A 16,722-nucleotide genomic window follows, 5' to 3' on the forward strand; every position below is an offset into this window, starting at 1 on the left:
TGTTCTCCCTGGGGCTCCTGGGCCACGGAACTCCGGTACGACCCCCGGGGGGCGCACGGCGGCCGGCAGCCGGAAAGGGTTGGATCAGATCTCCATAGACAAATTAGAGTCAATTGTCCACTTCCACCACATATGCCACATCGTCCGAGCGGCAGTGCCCGGCCTGCTCACCGTGCGCCTGCGCGGGTCAGCCGTGGCAGGGCGAGACAGACCGTCGAGGCGGCGAGCAGAGCCGCCGCGCACGGCACCCGATAGCCCGCCGCCGCCCCCGCGGCGTCGACCACCCACCCGGCCGTGGCGTAGCCCAGCGCCACACCGACGGAGAGCCCGGAGACGATCCAGGTGATGCTCTCGGTGAGTTGGGCGGCAGACGCCAGGTGGTCCACCAGACCCATGGTGGTGATCAGGGTCGGTGCGACGGCCATGCCCGCCACGAAGAGCATCCCCGCCAGGGCCGCGAGACCCGGCGCGAACAGCAGCGGTGCCGTCGCCGCCACCATCGCGCCGACGCTGAGCAGCAGCCGCCGCGTGAGCGCTCCCCGCGGCCCGATCGCGCCGACGACCGCGCCTGCCAGGCCCGAGCCGAGTGCGTACAGGCCCAGCAACAGTCCGGAGAGCGCCTTGTGGTGGTGTGCGCCGGCGAACGCCACCGTCGCGACGTCCACCGCACCGTAGGACGCGCCCACCGATGTAAGCGTCAGCACCAGCAGGCCGAGGCCCGGAGTGCGCAGCGCCGAGCCTCTGGCGTGTCGCGGCCCTGAGCGCACCGGCGGTTCCGTACGCCCCTGGACGGCGAACAGCAGCACGCCGACGCCGAGCAGTACCGCGGCCGCCAGCGGCCCGGCCCCGGCACGGACCTTGGAGGACAGTGCGATCGCCAGGATCGGGCCGACGACGTAGATCAACTCGTCGAGAACCGACTCCAGCGAGTACGCGGTGTGCAGCAGCCACGGCGAGTCCCGGTGCATCTCCGCCCAGCGGGACCTGACGAGCGCGCCCATGCTGGGCATGCAGCCCGCCACCGCCGCCGCCACGAACAGCGTCCAGTCCGGGGCGGCGAAATGGGCGCACAGCAGGAGCGCACAGATGGCGGCGACCGTCACCGCCGTGGCCGGGAGGACGACGCGACGCTGACCATGCCGGTCGACGAGCCTGGAGATCTGAGGCCCGACAGCGGCGGCGGCGAGCGCCTGTGTGGCGGAGACGGAGCCGGCGAGCCAGTACTCACCGCCGAGTTGCGACAGCATGGTGACGATGCCGACGCCGATCATCGACAACGGAAGGCGTGAAATGAAGCCCGCGGCAGAGAAGAGAAGACTGCCCGCAGGAGAGAAGATCCGACGGTAATCGGAGAGCATGAGACTCCACGCTCCGTCAGGAGCCGATCGTCACTGTGGGATCCGGTGCGGTTTCTGCGTCCTCCATCTTCAGGCATGCGGCGGTGACTCGCGACGCGACCCGGAATCCGCCGTCCAGGTGCGTGAGAGTGCGTGAAATGGTGAGCCGGGTTAGCTTGATGGAAGACACGCACATGTGAAGACACGTCGATGTCCCGGCGAGAAGGAGCCCGCACCAACCGGCGCCCGCGATAGGCGCCCGCGATTTCGCAGGCGGCGCGTAGCGATTCCCGGACCCGGAGAATTCTCAATTACCAGCTGGCCCCACGGGTTTCTCCGTCGCAGCCGGGTGCTGTTCGCCCAGCTCCGTCCGCCCCGTCACGTTGCCCTACAGGGAGGTGAGTTGGGGTGAACCCGCGATTGCGAGGCCAGGCCGTGACGGCCGTGGTCTGCGCATCCATCGTCGCGCTGACCGCGTTCTACTACGCATTTCCTGAACAACGGATGATCTTCGTCGCCATTGGTGCGACCGGTGTCATCGGCATTATTCTTGGGATCGCCATCAACGGTCCAGCGCATCGACTCCCGTGGGTGCTGCTCGCCGTGGGAAATCTCGCATTCGCCGCCGGCGAGGCCGCCCAGATCATTCTCATCCAGCTCGAACAGACCGCATTCCCGTCGATCGCCGACGGCTTCTATCTTGCGGCATATCCGCTCTATGCGGCCGGGCTGCTGGGCTTCGTCCACTGGCGCACCGGGCGGCGCGACCGCGGGAGCCTCGTCGACGCGCTGACGCTGACCATCGGCCTGGCACTGCTGTCGTGGCTCTTCCTCATCGAGCCGTACGCCCACGCGGCCGGCCTCACCTGGGTGCAGAAGGCGTTCTCCATGGCCTACCCGCTGGGCGACATCCTCGTCCTGGCGATGCTGCTGCGCCTGCTCGCCAGCCGGGGCGGCAGGAGCCCCTCACTCATGCTCCTGACCGCGGGCACCGTCGGTCTGCTCACCGCGGACGTGCTGTACGGCCTGATTCAGCTGCACGGGACGTGGCGCACGGGTACCGCGGTCGAACTCGGCTGGGTCGTCCTGTACGGCGCCTGGGCGGCCGCCGCGCTCCACCCTTCCATGCGGTCGGTGACGCAGTTCGTGCCATGGCGGGCCGAGACGGGCGCGGGCGGCCGACTCAGCCTGCTCACGCTGGCATCGCTCATCGCGCCGGCCACCCTCATGGTCGAGGCGGTGCGCGAGGGGAGCGCCAACATCGGCGTCATCGGGGTGTTCTCCGCAGTGCTCTTCCTTCTCGTGCTCTACCGTCTGGCAGGCGTGGCGACGACCCACCGGCAGGCGGTCGGCCGGGAGAAGGTACTTCGTATCACGGTGTCGTCGCTGGGCGGCGCGAGCGATCTGGGGGAGGTGGCAGCCGTCGTCCACTCCGCGGTGACGGAACTGGTGCCGCACGGTCCGCCGCGTTCGGCGCTCCTCATCGTGCCGGACGACGCCCTCTGGGTGAACGGGGAGCACGGCGGCGCGGCCGGGCCCGTGTCCGAGCAGGTGACCGCGACCATACGGGAACTGACCGCGCCCGGCGAGAGCCGCCTGGTGGCCCTGGACGGCGTGGGGCCCGATCTCGCCGCCCGCCTCACGGATCTGGGCGAGGAGCCGCCCCACACGGTCCCCGCGCTCGTCTGCCCGCTCGTCTCGCAGGACCACCCTTCGGGAGATCCGCTGATCGGGGCGCTCGTACTGGCCGGGCCCGAGCAGAACCTGCTCATGGTCCGTGAGACGCTGGCCACTCTCGCCGCGCAGGCGGCACTCGCCGTGGCACGGATCTCCCTCGCCGACGAGGTCAACCATCGCAACAGTGAGGCGTACTTCCGCACGCTGGTGCAGAACGCCTCTGACGTCATCCTGATCCTCGACGACGACGACCGGGTCCGCTACGCCAGTCCTTCCGCCGACCAGCTGCTCGGCGTTCCGGAGCTGGAGGGCACCCACCTCATCGGCCTGGTGCCGCCGCAGGACAGCCGCAGGGTGGTCGAGACGCTCGGCCGGATACGCAGCGGCGATTACCAGACCAGGCGCGAGCACTGGCGCATGATCCGCGTCGACCGGGCGACCATCGAGGTCGAGGTGAGGTGGAGCGATCTGCGCGAGGAGGCGACCGTAGGCGGGGTGGTGCTCACCCTGCGGGACGTGACCGAACAGCGCAAACTCGAACGCCAGCTCACCCATCAGGCCTTCCATGACTCGCTCACCGGCCTGGCCAACCGCGTGCTCTTCCAGGAGCGGGTCAACCACGCCCTGGTACAGGCTCAGCGCGACGGCACGGTGGTCGGCGTACTCTTCCTCGACGTGGACGACTTCAAGGTCGTCAACGACATACACGGCCACGGTGTGGGCGACGAGCTCCTGGTCGCGCTGTCGCTCCGGCTGCAGACCGCCGTCCGTGCCTCCGACACCGCCGCACGCATCGGCGGAGACGAGTTCGCACTCCTGGTGGAGGGTTCCGCCACAAAGGACGGCGTGGAGCGGTTCACCGAAAACCTGATGTCCGTGTTCGTCGAGCCCTTCCGGCTCAGCGTGGGGCCGGTGAGCACCTACGCCAGCGTCGGCGTGGCGACGACGGAAGACAGCGTCGACTCGGTCGAACTGCTCACCCACGCCGATCTCGCGCTGTACGCGGCGAAGACAGCAGGCAAACGCCAGTGGCGTCACTACCGCCCTGAACTGCAGAGCGGCATGGCCGAGCGGGCCATGTTGCAGGAAGGGCTGGACAGTTCGTCGATCGAGACGTCGTTCATGGTGCTTTACCAGCCCATCGTGGAACTGACCAGCGGTCGGATCGCCGGCTTCGAGGCGCTCGTTCGCTGGCCGCACTCCCCGCACGGCATGATTTTGCCGGAGCAGTTCATCACGCTGGCCGAGGAGAGCGGGCAGATCGTCCCGCTGGGCGCCTGGGTGCTCGATCAGGCCGCGACCGAGGCTGTCCGGTGGCGGGGCTCCATGCAACGCCAACTGACAGCCGACCGCAAGGATCCCTACGTCAGTGTCAATGTGTCGCCGCGTCAGTTCCGGGACCAGGATTTCTACAACGTGGTCCGGCGCGCCCTGGATCTCTCCGGCATCGCACCGTCGTCCCTGGTACTGGAACTGACCGAGAGTGTGCTGCTGTACAACGACGAACGTATTCTGCGTGAGATGAGTTCGCTCACCGACCTCGGGATCCGCATCGCGATCGACGACTTCGGAACCGGGTACTCGTCGCTGAGCTATCTGCGTGAGTTCCCCATCTCGATCCTCAAGATCGACAAGTCGTTCGTGGACGAACTGGGGCACTCACCCGAACACTACGCCCTGGTCGAGGGCATCACGCATCTCGCGGACTCGCTCGGCCTGACGGTGATCGCCGAAGGAGTGGAGAACGTGAGACAGCAGGAGCTGTTGATCTCCATGGGCTGCCCGCTCGGCCAGGGGTACTTGTTCGCCGAGCCGATCAGCGCCGAGGAGGCGGAACAGCTCGTCCTCGCAGCGCCGCTCGGCCACCTGGCCGCGCTGCCTGCGGTGCCCGAGGAACGGAACCCGTGATGGCGGGGCCACTCCCGCGAGGGGTTCGGGTCGTGCTCAGCAGAACGCCGCGCGAGGCAGGAGACGCAAGGTGTTGAAACCTGAGGACCCGTCGGCAGAGCTGGCTGAGCTGTGCCTCGTGCTGCGCAACGACGAGGACCAGTACGCGATCTGGCCCGCCGGGCGTCGTATTCCGGCCGGATGGTGCCAGATCACCGGACCGGCGTCCACCGCGAGATGTGCGCGCCTGGTCGAGCGCCTGTGGACCGACATGCGGCCCGAAAGCGCCCGCACCGGGCGGCAGCCCCCGGGATCCGGGCCGGCTACGGTGCCCGAGCTGGTCCGGGAGCGGGCGCGACAGGCCCCGTCCGATCTCGCCGTGCTCTCGGACGAGGGTCGGCTCACCTACCTCGAACTGACCGACCGCGCCGACCGACTGGCCCACGAACTGCGGGAGTCCGGCGTCGAGGCGGAGTCCGTCGTCACCGTGTGCCTCGACCGCGTGCCCGAGCTGATCGTCGCGCTGCTGGCGGTGCTGAGCTCCGGCGGCGCGTTCCTGCCCCTCGACCCGGCGACTCCGCGGCAACGGATCGTCGGGCTGGTGGAGGAGACCGGTTCGCGTCTCATCGTCTCGAGCCACGAGCATGCCCCGATGTTCGCCGGCTGCGAGGCCCGGATCCTCGATCCCGGGGCCGCCGGGGAACCGGCCACGCGTACCCCGCCGCGGGGAACCCGAACGGCACACGGTTCCCGCCCGGACGACCTCGCCTACGTGATCTACACCTCCGGATCCACCGGCCCTCCCAAAGGTGTGATGATCACCCACCGGTCGCTTGCCCACTCCCTCACGGCGGTGGCCCGGGCATACCAACTGAGGCCCGGCGACCGGGTGCTGCACGCCGCGGCGCTCGGCTTCGACACCTCCCTGGAGCAGATCTTCGCCACGCTCATCAGCGGCGCGACGCTGGTCCTCGCGGGCACCCGGACGTGGGCGCCCACCGAACTGCTGCACCGCTTCCCGGAGTACGGGATCAGCGTCGCCGACCTCACCCCCGCCTACTGGCAGCAGACCGTCTCCGTGGCGGACCGTGGCGAGAGCCTCGCGTCGCTGAGGCTCGCCATCGTCGGCGGCGAGATCGTCACCGCGAAGGACTGCCGCGCCGTTCTGCGCCGGATCCCCGGCGTGCGGCTCGTCAACGCCTACGGGCTCACCGAGACCACCATCACCTCCACGCTCTGCGAACTGAACGAGGAGGTGCTCGCGGCGCCGGACAGCGCAGTCGCCCCGGTCGGCAGGCCCCTGGAGGGGACTCACATCCATCTGCTCGACGCCGAACTGCACCCTGTGCGGCTGGGCGAGCGCGCCGAGATCTACCTCGGCGGCCCGGGGCTGGCGCGCGGTGTCTGGCGGCAACCCGCCCTGACCGCACAGCAGTTCCTCCCCGACCCGCACGGCTCCGCGCCGGGCGACCGGATGTACAGGACCGGGGACCTGGGCCGCATGCGCTCGGACGGCAACCTGGAAATCCTGGGCCGGGTCGACGACCAGATGAAGATCCGCGGGTTCCGGGTCGACCCGGCCGAGATCGAGGCCGCGCTCGTCTCCCGCCCCGAGATCGGCCAGGCGATGGTGGTGGCCCGGGCGCGCGACCACGGCGAGCCGGAGCTCATCGCGTACTACACCCCGGCCTCGGCGTCGGCCGGCTGCGAGACGACGCTGCCCGCACGGCTGCGGTCGGCACTCGCCGAGGTCCTGCCGGGATACATGATCCCGACAGCCTTCCGCCTGATGGAACGGCTGCCCGTCGCGCCCAGCGGAAAGCTCGACCGCAGGGCCGTGCCGGAACCCGGAACCGCGGCGACCGCAGCCGCCGCGGACATCGAGACCAGCGAGCGTCCGGTGCCGCAGGGAATGGCCCAGTTGTGGTGTCAGATCCTGGGTGTGGACTACGTCCGTCCGCACGACGACTTCTTCGAACTGGGCGGCAACTCACTGCTGGCCATGGAGATGCTCGCCCGGACCCGCGTCATCTTCGGAATCGGCGTCACACAGATCCGCGACCTGACCCGGTCACTGCTACGGCAACCGATGCTCGCAGCGTTCGCCGAGTCGGTGCGCCAGGCGCGCGCCGGCACGCTGGCGCACCCGGACGGCGGGAGTGTCGACTTCGCGGCCGAGACCGATCGGCCCGTTTTGGCGGTCGGCAGCGACGCGCCGACTCCGCATCCTCAGCACCCCGGGGACGTGCTCCTCACGGGGGCGACGGGGTTCTGCGGCGCATACATGATCGACGAACTGCTGCGCACGACGACGGGACGGGTCCTTTGCCTGGTCAGGGCCTCCGACGAGCAGGAAGGAATGAAGAGGATCCGCGCGAGCCACCAGCGGTACGTCCTCAGCGACCTGTCCAGCCCGCGCGTCCAGGCGGTCGTCGGCGACCTGGCCAAGCCCCGACTGGGGCTGTCTGCGGACCGGTTCGAGGAGCTGGCAGCGACCATCGACGCTGTCTACCACTTCGGCGGCCAGGTCAACTTCATCTACCCGTACCACGACTTGCGCGCGTCCAATGTCGACGGCACATACGAGATCATCCGCCTCGCCGCCCGCCGGGCAGTCCCCGTCCATTTCACCTCCAGCATGGCCGTGCTCGCCGGCTTCGGGCCGGCTGGGGTGCGCGAGGTGACGGAGAGCACGCCGTTGCGCTTCCCGGAATACCTGTCGGTGGGATACGTGGAGACCAAATGGGTGGGCGAGGTGCTGCTCAAGAAGGCCTCCGATGCGGGCCTGCCGGTCACCGTCTACCGCTTGATGGACATCACGGGCAGCAGCGGTACCGGCGTGATGAACACCGGAAGCGAGATGGCCGCCCTCATCGACTTCATCGCGCGAACCGGGCTGTGTCCCGACATCCAGCTGCCGCTGGACTTCCTGCCGGCCGACTGCCTCGCCCGCGCCATCGGACACATCTCCACCCGGCATCCCGCGCGCGGCGAGGTCTACCACCTCACCAACCCCCGTCCCACGCTGCTGGCCTCGCTCGCCGAGCGCCTGCGCGGACGGGGTTACCCGATCCAGGAGATCCCGTATGCCGACTGGATCGCCATGCTGGTGAGGTACGCGGCGGGGCACCCCACCGACCCGATGACCGCGTTCGTCCCGCTCTTCGTCGACCGCTGCGCGCACGCCGACATGACCGTGAGCGAGATGTACTTCCATGACGTCTTCCCGAAGTTCACCCGCGACAACGCGGAACGGGAGCTGAAGGACGCCGGCATCTACATTCCTCCGGTGGACGCGGAGATGCTGGACCGCCACGTCGACTTCCTCCAACACGACGACCTCCAGCCGGTGCAGAGGCGAGAACGCGGAGCGCCACGGTGGTGAGCCGATGCGCTGACTGGGAGGCACTGGACATGCTGGAGGCAGCGCCCGAGGGTCCGGTGGCCTTCTCCGCCGACCTCAGTCCCACCGCCCTCCTGGCGGCCTACCGCGCCGGGGCCTATCCGTTCCCGGCGGCCGACGAATACACCCGCGCGCTCAACGAGGCGCTGTTCGACGATCAGGTCCAGGCGGGCCGTATCCGGCTCGTGGGGGCGGATTCGGCCGATCCCTACGCCGTCTCCTGGTGGTCTCCCGACCCCAGGCCACTGCTGCCCGTCTCGGCCACTCACCTCGGTCGCAGCCTCGCCCGACGGCTGCGCAACCGGCTGCCGTGGTCGACCAGCCTGGACCGGAGCTTCGAGCGGGTCGTCCGCGAGTGCCGGGCCGGCCGCGCCCCCCTGTGGCTCACCGACGAGCTGATCGATGGCCTGGTCCGCCTGCACGATCTGGGGCATGCTCACAGCGTCGAGGTGTGGGAGGACGGCGAGCTGATCGGCGGCGTCTTCGGCATCCAGATCGGGACGGTCTTCAGCATGGACTCGATGTTCTTCCACCGTTCCGATGCCTCGAAGGTCGCGGTGGCCGACCTCGCGGCGCGCTTTGCACAGGCCGGCGGTGTACTGCTCGACGCACAGCGGGACAGCCCGCACGTCCGCGACCTGGGCGGCATTCTCGTACCGCGACAGCAGTACGTGCGAAACCTGCGCGGTACGGGGCGCGACAGCCTCCCGATGTCCACGGCCACCTTGCCGGCTCGCCGCCTCGTCCAGCCGACGGAATGACGCTGACCGTCTTCGTCGAGCGGCACGGCGCGGCGCGGCGCGGCGCTTTGTCCGATAGCCGCATGGCCCCGAACGGGGGATGCAATCTCATCCAATACGGGCGATGCCCGTGTACAGGCGTACCACCGGCATACGACGGCGCGTTGCCGATGCATGGATTACACCGTCACCACCGAATGTCTCTTCTTCGAGTGGGAAGAACAGCCGCCGTACCGAGAGCGGCCCCGGGCGGCCCAGGAAGACCCACCCATCTACGCCGCCCTGGTCAGCGAGTGGCGGGCCCGCGGCCAGATGGTCCCGGGCACCTGGGACGCGCGATGGACCGCCCTGGTATCCGCGAGTTCACCGACCGGGCGGCACCGACGCTCGATCTGCGTTCCGCCTCCGGTCCTGTGGGAACGTGTCGCCAAACCACCCCTCGTGAGTCGCGACGAGATGGTGCCCGCTCCCAGAAGCGCACGGTGATGCGCGGACGCCGACGTCAAGCGCCTGCCGCGGGGCCGGTTTCACAGCCGCGGAAGCGAACAGGGTGCCGATGCCGTCGGACGGAACCAGTCAGTGCAGACGCCCCGCCATCCGATCGCGGACACCGTCGATCGCCATGATGCGGTCGGTCTCGTGCACCAGGGGCTTGCTGTCCGAGGCGACAGCCGTCCACGTTCCCGCGCCCGCGAGTACGACGACGGCGACCCCGGCGGCCGGCAGCCGTCGGGGCCTCCGCAGCAGCCCTCGCGGGCGGGGCAGTAGAAGATCCATGCGTCAACCGAAAAGGACACCGCCGGCAAAGGGGGCAGATCCCGGGGTGAACCTCCGGCCATCCCATGGACGTACGGTCCGCCCGGTCCGTACACCGGGTGCGGTAGGAAAAGCTATGCCCGGGCGTCCTCCGGGATCGACACCAGCCACCTCGTGTCCTTGCGGGGGCGGAGGTACAGGGCCCAGTACAGGGTCGCGGCCGCGGTGATGCCGCCCGTCCAGAGCAGGTAGGTCGTCTCCTGCTGGGTGAGGATGTAGGCCAGGACCGCGATGAGGAGGACCGGCATCGCGGGCCACAGGGGCATCCGCCAGGCCGGGGTGTGCTTGTGGGAGCCTCGGCGGGAGAGCAGGGCGGCCACCGCGACCAGGAGGTACATGCCGGTCACCGAGACACCCGTGACGCCGTACAGGGTGTCGAGGTTGACGAAGCAGAGCAGGGCACCGGGGACGCCGACGGCGAGCGTGGCGACCCAGGGGGAGCCGAAGCGGCCGAGCCGGGCGAAGGCGGTGTTGACCGGGGTGGGCCAGGCCTTGTCGCGGGCCGAGGCGAAGAGGACCCGCGAGTTCTGGATGACCATGACGATGCCCGCGTTGATGATCGCGAGGGCGACGCAGAGGCTGACGAAGGTGCCGACGGCGGAGTTCGACCAGGCGGTGACCATGGAGCTGATGTCGCCGCCGCTCAGTTCGGAGATGTTCGACGCGCCCATGGTGATGGCCGCGACCGGGACCAGGATGATCACCGTCGAGATGGCGAGGGTGGCGAGGACCGTGCGGGCGACGTTGCGGCGCGGGTGCTCCAGTTCCTCGGAGAGGTAGACCGCGGTCGAGAAGCCCTGGGTGACGAAGAGGGCGATCGCCAGGCCCGAGACGACCAGCATCGCCGTGACGGTGTCCGGGTGGCCGTGCGCGTCGGCCACCTGCATCGACATCAGGCTGTCCACACCGCGCTCGCTGTGGGCGAAGCCCAGGACCGCCACGACGGCCGCCGCGATGACCTCCAGGACCAGGAAGACGCCGGTGATCCAGGCGTTGGCGCGCAGGTCGAGCAGACCGGCGAGGGTGGCCAGCAGCATCACGCCGGCCCCCGCGATCGACGGGTCTAGGTGGACGACCGGGGCGAGGTAGTCCGCGGTGCCCATGGCGATCACCGGCGGGACGATCATGACCACCAGCAGCGACAGGACGAAGACCAGCCAGCCCGCGAGTCGGCCGGCCATCGTCGAGACCATCGCGTACTCGCCGCCCGCGCTGGGGATGAGGGTGCCCAGCTCGGAGTAGCAGAACGCCACGGCGATACAGAGGAGGGAGCCGATGGCGATCGTCAGGGCGGTGGCGGTGCCGAGGGTCCCGAACAGGTCGGGGACGACCACGAAGAGGGTGGAGGCGGGGGTGACGCAGGAGAGGGTGAGGAGGGTTCCGCCGACGATCCCGATGGAGCGTTTGAGCGCCTTGGGGTTGCTGTCCGTTGCCTCTGGGACGGCGGTGTCGACAGGGCGGAGCGTATCGGTCATGAAGCGGTTCCGATCGGCTGGTGCGGATTCCTCCGGCGGCTGGGGTTGCTGCATGGAACCCCGACGAAAACCAGCCCGTCAATACCCGTTTACCTACGGAATCCGTAGATCGGAAGGCCTTTCGATCCCGTATACGTCACTCCACTCCCCTATTTCTTCGATTTTCACCCGTACGGGAACCGCAGCGCGCTCGCACAAAAAAATGGGGCCGTCCGCAGTGCGGACGGCCCCGGGTGCCTCGGTCAGTGGTTGCGCGGGAAGCCGAGGTCGACGCCGGCGGGGGCGTCGGCCGGGTCGGGCCAGCGGGTGGTGACGACCTTGCCGCGGGTGTAGAAGTGCGTGCCGTCGTTGCCGTAGATGTGGTGGTCGCCGAAGAGGGAGTCCTTCCAGCCACCGAAGGAGTGGTAGCCGACGGGGACCGGGATCGGGACGTTCACGCCGACCATGCCGGCCTCGATCTCCAGCTGGAAGCGGCGGGCGGCGCCGCCGTCCCGGGTGAAGATCGCGGTGCCGTTGCCGAACGGCGAATTGTTGATGAGGGCCACGCCCTCGTCGTAGGTGTCCACGCGCAGGACGCACAGCACCGGGCCGAAGATCTCGTCCTGGTACGCCTTCGCCGAGGTGGGCACCTTGTCCAGCAGGGAGATGCCGATCCAGTGGCCGTCCTCGAAGCCGTCCACGGTGTGGCCGGTGCCGTCCAGGACGACCTCGCAGCCCTCGGCGGCGGCACCGGCGACGTAGGAGGCCACCTTGTCGCGGTGGACCTTGGTGATCAGCGGGCCCATCTCGGAGGCCGGGTCGTTGCCCGGGCCGATCTTGATCTTCTCGGCGCGCTCGCGGATCTTCCCGACGAGCTCGTCGCCGACGGAGCCGACCGCGACGACCGCGGAGATGGCCATGCAGCGCTCGCCCGCGGAGCCGTAGGCGGCGGAGACGGCGGCGTCGGCGGCGGCGTCGAGGTCGGCGTCCGGCAGGACCAGCATGTGGTTCTTGGCGCCGCCCAGGGCCTGGACGCGCTTGCCGTTGGCGGAGGCGGTGGTGTGGATGTAGCGGGCGATGGGGGTCGAGCCGACGAAGGAGACGGCCTTGACGTCCGGGTGCTCCAGGAGGCGGTCGACGGCCACCTTGTCGCCGTGGACGACGTTGAAGACGCCGTCGGGCAGGCCGGCCTCGGCCAGCAGCTCGGCGATCTTGACGGAGGCCGACGGGTCCTTCTCGCTCGGCTTGAGCACGAAGGTGTTGCCGCAGGCGATGGCGATGGGGAACATCCACATCGGCACCATCGCGGGGAAGTTGAACGGCGTGATGCCGGCGACCACGCCCAGCGGCTGGCGGATCGAGGAGACGTCCACGCGGCTGGCGACCTGCGTCGACAGTTCGCCCTTGAGCTGGACGTTGATACCGCACGCGAGGTCGACGATCTCCAGGCCGCGGGCGACCTCGCCGAGCGCGTCGGAGTGGACCTTGCCGTGCTCGGCGGTGATCAGCTCGGCGATCGCGTCCCGGTTGGCGTCCAGGAGCGCCCGGAAACGGAAGAGGATCTCGGTGCGCCTGGCCAGCGAGGACTGGCCCCAGGACAGGTAGGCGTCCTTGGCGGCGGCGACCGCCGCGTCCACCTCGTCGACCGACGCGAACGCGACCTTCGTCGTTACGGCGCCGGTCGCCGGGTCGGTGACCGGACCGTAGTTCCCCGACGTGCCCTCGGCGGACTTGCCGCCGATCCAGTGGTTGACGATCTTCGTCATGCCCAGATACTCCTTCACAGATGGCGGCGTCGGGTGGAGACGTGCCGTTCGTACAGCTCACGTGCCTTGACCGCCGACGGCCGGGTCGCGGTCTCGGCCACAGGAACATCCCACCAGGCCTGCGCCGGGGGCGCGCCCGACACTGTGTCTGCCGTTTCGGTCTCGACGTAGACACATGTGGGAGTGTCGGCGGCCCGGGCCTCGGCGAGCGCGTCCCGCAGGTCGCTCACGGTCTTGGCGCGCAGCACGCGCATGCCCAGGCTGGCCGCGTTGGCGGCGAGGTCGACGGGCAGCGGGGCGCCCGTGCAGGTGCCGTCGTCGGACCGGAAGCGGTAGGCCGTGCCGAAGCGCTCGCCGCCGACCGACTCGGACAGACCGCCGATGGAGGCGTAGCCGTGGTTCTGGATCAGCAGGACCTTGATCGCCACGCCTTCCTGCACGGCCGTCACGATCTCCGTCGGCATCATCAGGTAGGTGCCGTCGCCGACCAGGGCCCAGACGGGACGCTCGGGCGCCGCCATTTTCACGCCGATCGCGGCCGGGATCTCGTAGCCCATGCAGGAGTAGCCGTACTCCAGGTGGTACTGGTCGCTCGAGCGGGCCCGCCACAGTTTGTGCAGGTCGCCGGGGAGGGAGCCGGCCGCGTTGATGACGATGTCCGATTCGTCGACGATCGCGTCCAGCGCGCCCAGCACCTGCGGCTGGGTCGGCCGTACGTCCGGCTCGTCGGCCTCGTAGCAGGCGTCGACGCGCTGCTCCCAGCGCTCCTTGTCCTCGGTGTACTCGGCGACGTAGGAGGCGGCGACCCGGTGGCCGTGCATCTCAAGCGCGGCGGTCAGCTCCTGCAGGCCCGAACGGGCGTCCGCGATCAGCGGCAGGCCGGCGAGCTTGTGGCCGTCGAAGGGCGCGATGTTGAGGTTGAGGAAGCGGACGCCCTCGCCGGTGAAGAGGGTGCCGGAGGCCGTGGTGAAGTCGGTGTAGCGGGTGCCGACGCCGATCACCAGGTCGGCGGTGCGGGCGAGTTCGTCCGCGGTGGCGGTGCCGGTGTGGCCGATCCCGCCGACGTCCTGGGGGTGGTCGTGGCGCAGGGAGCCCTTGCCTGCCTGGGTGGAGGCGACCGGTATGCCGGTGGTCTCGGCGAACTCGGCGAGTGCCGCCTCGGCGCGGCTGTGGTGGACGCCGCCGCCGGCGATCACCAGCGGCCTGCGCGCGTTCCTGATCGCGGTCACGGCCTCGGCGAGCTCGGTGGGATCGGCGCCCGGGCGCCGTACGACCCAGGTGCGCTCGGCGAAGAACTCCTCGGGCCAGTCGTAGGCCTCGGCCTGGACGTCCTGCGGGAGGGCAAGGGTCACGGCGCCGGTCTCGACCGGGTCGGTCAGGACGCGCATGGCGTTCAGGGCCGACGGGATCAGCGCCTCGGGGCGGGTGATCCGGTCGAAGTACTTCGACACCGGGCGCAGGCAGTCGTTGACCGACACATCGCCCGCGTACGGGACTTCGAGCTGTTGCAGCACCGGGTCGGCGGGGCGGCCGGCGAAGACGTCGCCGGGCAGGAGCAGGACCGGGAGGTGGTTGATCGTGGCCAGGGCGGCGCCGGTGACCAGGTTGGTGGCGCCCGGGCCGATGGAGGTCGTCACCGCGTGGGTGGACAGCCGGCCCGACTGGCGGGCGTAGCCGACGGCCGCGTGCACCATGGCCTGTTCGTTGCGGCCCTGGTGGTACGGCATGTGGTCCGCGTACTCGACGAGCGCCTGGCCGATGCCGGCCACGTTTCCGTGGCCGAAGATGCCCCAGGTCGCGCCGATCAGCCGCTGTCGTACGCCGTCGCGCCGGGTGTACTGCGCGGACAGGAAGCGCACCAGCGCCTGGGCGACCGTCAGCCTCGTCGTCGAGGTGGTCGGAGTCATCGGTAACCCTCCGTGTGGTCCGGGTGGAAGCAGATCCGCCACTCCCGTGTCCCGCCCGGCCCCGCCATGACGTTGAGGTAGTACATGTCGTGGCCGGGCTGGGCGATGGACGGGCCGTGCCATCCGTCGGGGACGAGGACGGCGTCGCCGGAGCGGACCTCGGCGAGGACGTCGGATCCGCCCTCACGGGAGGGAGATACGCGCTGATAGCCGAATCCGTTCGGGCCGTCGATCTCGAAGTAGTAGATCTCCTCCAACTCCGCTTCGACGCCCGGCCGGTGCTCGTCGTGCTTGTGCGGCGGGTACGAGGACCAGTTGCCGCCGGGGGTGATCACCTCGACGGCGATGAGCTTGTCGCAGTCGAAGGCGTCGGCGGAGGCGAAGTTACGGACGTGCCGCAACCGGTTGCCGCTGCCGCGCTGTTCGACGGGGACCTCCGGCGCGGGGCCGTAGCGGGCGGGGAGTCGTCGCTCGCACTTCGCTCCTGCCAGGGCGAAGCGGCCTCCCGCGCCGGAGGCGATCTGGGCCCGGGCGTCACGGGGAACGTACGCGAAGTCGGTGACCGACGCGAAAACGCTTCCCCTGCCCAGGAGTTGGAACTGTTCGTCAGCCGTTCGCACGGTACATCCGCCTTCCAGCGGAAGCACGATCCACTCGCTGTCGCCGGTGGCGAACGTGTGTGTCTGCCCCGGCGCCAGTTCGACGACGCGCAGACTGCTGTACTCCCAGCCTGCCCGCTCGGGGCCGATGTCGAGCACGTGATCGGCGTCGGCGGTGGCGCCCCGCGGAACGTACAGCTCCTTGCTGCTCATGCGGCCCTCACAGCAGTCCTACGGCGGTGTCCACGGCGGCGGCCACATCGCCGTCCGCCGGGTACAGCAGTGAGCGGCCGACCACCAGGCCGCGCACGGTGGGCAGTTGCAGGGCGCCGCGCCACTTCTCGTACGCGCCGTCCTGGTCGTCGCCGACCTCGCCGCCCAGCAGCACGGCCGGGAGGGTGGAGGTCTGCATGACCTCGGCCATGTCGTCGGGGTTCTCGGTGACCGGCAGTTTCAGCCAGGTGTAGGCCGAGGTGCCGCCGAGCCCGGAGGCGATGGCGATGGACCTGGTGACCGCCTCGGCGGACAGGTCGTTCCTGAGCCGGCCCTCGTCCGTGCGGCGGCTGATGAACGGCTCGACGAACACGGGCAGCCGGCGCGCCGCCATGTCGTCGACGGCGCGGGCGGTGGACTCCAGGGTGGTCAGGGAGCCCGGGTCGGAGTAGTCGATGCGCAGCAGCAGCTTGCCGGCGTCGAAGCCGAGCCGCTCGATGTCCTCGGCGCGGTGGCCGGTGAAGCGGTCGTCGAGTTCGAAACTGGCGCCCTGCAGTCCGCCGCGGTTCATGGAGCCCATGACGACCTTGCCGTCCAGGGCGCCGAGGAGCAGCAGGTCGTCGAGGATGTCGGCGGTCGCGAGGACGCCGTCGACGCCGGGGCGGGACAGCGCAAGGCAGAGGCGTTCGAGCAGGTCGGCGCGGTTGGCCATGGCGAAGGCGCGGTCGCCGACGCCGAGCGCGCCGCGGGCCGGGTGGTCGGCTGCGACGATCATCAGCCGGCCGGAGTCGTTCAGCAGCGGGCGGCGGGTGCGGCGGGCGGCGGCCTCGGCGATCGCCTCGGGGCGCTGGGCGCGCAGCCGGACCAGTTCGCCGACGTCGACGCTGCGCACGGCCGCCGCCGCGCCGGTCGCGCCCACGTCC

General features: G+C 69.9%; 10 protein-coding genes. 3 read left to right on the plus strand and 7 right to left on the minus strand.

Going from position 1 to position 16,722, the window contains the following annotated elements; genetic code table 11:
• Positions 1-167 precede the first annotated feature (167 nt).
• A complete protein-coding gene (locus FBY22_RS35690) occupies positions 168-1,358 on the minus strand; it encodes an MFS transporter (protein WP_142152092.1) in 1,191 nt (396 codons plus the stop codon).
• Between the two features lie 387 nt (positions 1,359-1,745).
• Here FBY22_RS35690 and FBY22_RS35695 point away from each other — a divergent pair, with 387 nt between their 5' ends.
• The 3 genes from FBY22_RS35695 to FBY22_RS35705 all read left to right on the plus strand — a co-directional run bounded on the left by FBY22_RS35695 (position 1,746) and on the right by FBY22_RS35705 (position 9,065).
• The gene (locus FBY22_RS35695) at positions 1,746-4,922 is read left to right on the plus strand and encodes a bifunctional diguanylate cyclase/phosphodiesterase (RefSeq protein ID WP_222127830.1); all 3,177 of its coding nucleotides are present in this window, start codon (positions 1,746-1,748) and stop codon (positions 4,920-4,922) included.
• 70 nt (positions 4,923-4,992) lie between these two features.
• Positions 4,993-8,286 (plus strand): amino acid adenylation domain-containing protein, encoded by a 3,294-nt coding sequence (locus tag FBY22_RS35700; protein ID WP_142152094.1) that lies wholly within the window; start codon positions 4,993-4,995, stop codon positions 8,284-8,286.
• Positions 8,283-9,065, plus strand: coding sequence for a leucyl/phenylalanyl-tRNA--protein transferase (locus FBY22_RS35705; RefSeq protein ID WP_260845272.1), 783 nt, complete (start codon positions 8,283-8,285; stop codon positions 9,063-9,065). Before FBY22_RS35700 ends, FBY22_RS35705 begins: the two co-directional genes overlap by 4 nt.
• Before the next feature lie 555 nt (positions 9,066-9,620).
• Here the strand turns inward: FBY22_RS35705 and FBY22_RS35710 are convergent.
• The 6 genes from FBY22_RS35710 to FBY22_RS35735 all read right to left on the minus strand — a co-directional run bounded on the left by FBY22_RS35710 (position 9,621) and on the right by FBY22_RS35735 (position 16,718).
• Positions 9,621-9,821, minus strand: coding sequence for a hypothetical protein (locus FBY22_RS35710; protein ID WP_142152096.1), 201 nt, complete (start codon positions 9,819-9,821; stop codon positions 9,621-9,623).
• 113 nt (positions 9,822-9,934) lie between these two features.
• Complete coding sequence (locus FBY22_RS35715; protein WP_142152097.1) at positions 9,935-11,335, minus strand: APC family permease; 1,401 nt, start codon at positions 11,333-11,335, stop codon at positions 9,935-9,937.
• Positions 11,336-11,577: 242 nt separating this feature from the next.
• Positions 11,578-13,080: a CoA-acylating methylmalonate-semialdehyde dehydrogenase gene (gene mmsA / locus FBY22_RS35720; RefSeq protein WP_142152098.1), complete on the minus strand. Its 1,503-nt coding sequence runs from the start codon at positions 13,078-13,080 to the stop codon at positions 11,578-11,580.
• A gap of 14 nt (positions 13,081-13,094) precedes the next feature.
• Positions 13,095-14,987, minus strand: a complete 1,893-nt coding sequence (iolD, locus tag FBY22_RS35725) for a 3D-(3,5/4)-trihydroxycyclohexane-1,2-dione acylhydrolase (decyclizing) (RefSeq protein ID WP_142152099.1) — start codon at positions 14,985-14,987, stop codon at positions 13,095-13,097.
• On the minus strand, positions 14,984-15,799 hold the full coding sequence (gene iolB, locus FBY22_RS35730; protein ID WP_142152100.1) for a 5-deoxy-glucuronate isomerase: 816 nt from the start codon (positions 15,797-15,799) through the stop codon (positions 14,984-14,986). The genes iolD and iolB overlap by 4 nt, the downstream gene beginning before the upstream one ends.
• Before the next feature lie 7 nt (positions 15,800-15,806).
• Positions 15,807-16,718, minus strand: a complete 912-nt coding sequence (locus FBY22_RS35735; protein ID WP_142152630.1) for a deoxyribose-phosphate aldolase — start codon at positions 16,716-16,718, stop codon at positions 15,807-15,809.
• Positions 16,719-16,722: the final 4 nt, after the last annotated feature.

Source organism: Streptomyces sp. SLBN-31 (assembly GCF_006715395.1).
Lineage (GTDB): Bacteria > Actinomycetota > Actinomycetes > Streptomycetales > Streptomycetaceae > Streptomyces.

What these genes read in the sequence shown, in the direction of transcription:
- FBY22_RS35690 (WP_142152092.1), bottom strand. Translation starts at nt 1,358, where the DNA reads ATGCTCTCCGATTACCGTCGGATCTTCTCTCCTGCGGGCAGTCTTCTC.
- FBY22_RS35710 (WP_142152096.1), bottom strand. Translation starts at nt 9,821, where the DNA reads ATGGATCTTCTACTGCCCCGCCCGCGAGGGCTGCTGCGGAGGCCCCGA.
- FBY22_RS35715 (WP_142152097.1), bottom strand. Translation starts at nt 11,335, where the DNA reads ATGACCGATACGCTCCGCCCTGTCGACACCGCCGTCCCAGAGGCAACG.
- mmsA (WP_142152098.1), bottom strand. Translation starts at nt 13,080, where the DNA reads ATGACGAAGATCGTCAACCACTGGATCGGCGGCAAGTCCGCCGAGGGC.
- iolD (WP_142152099.1), bottom strand. Translation starts at nt 14,987, where the DNA reads ATGACTCCGACCACCTCGACGACGAGGCTGACGGTCGCCCAGGCGCTG.
- iolB (WP_142152100.1), bottom strand. Translation starts at nt 15,799, where the DNA reads ATGAGCAGCAAGGAGCTGTACGTTCCGCGGGGCGCCACCGCCGACGCC.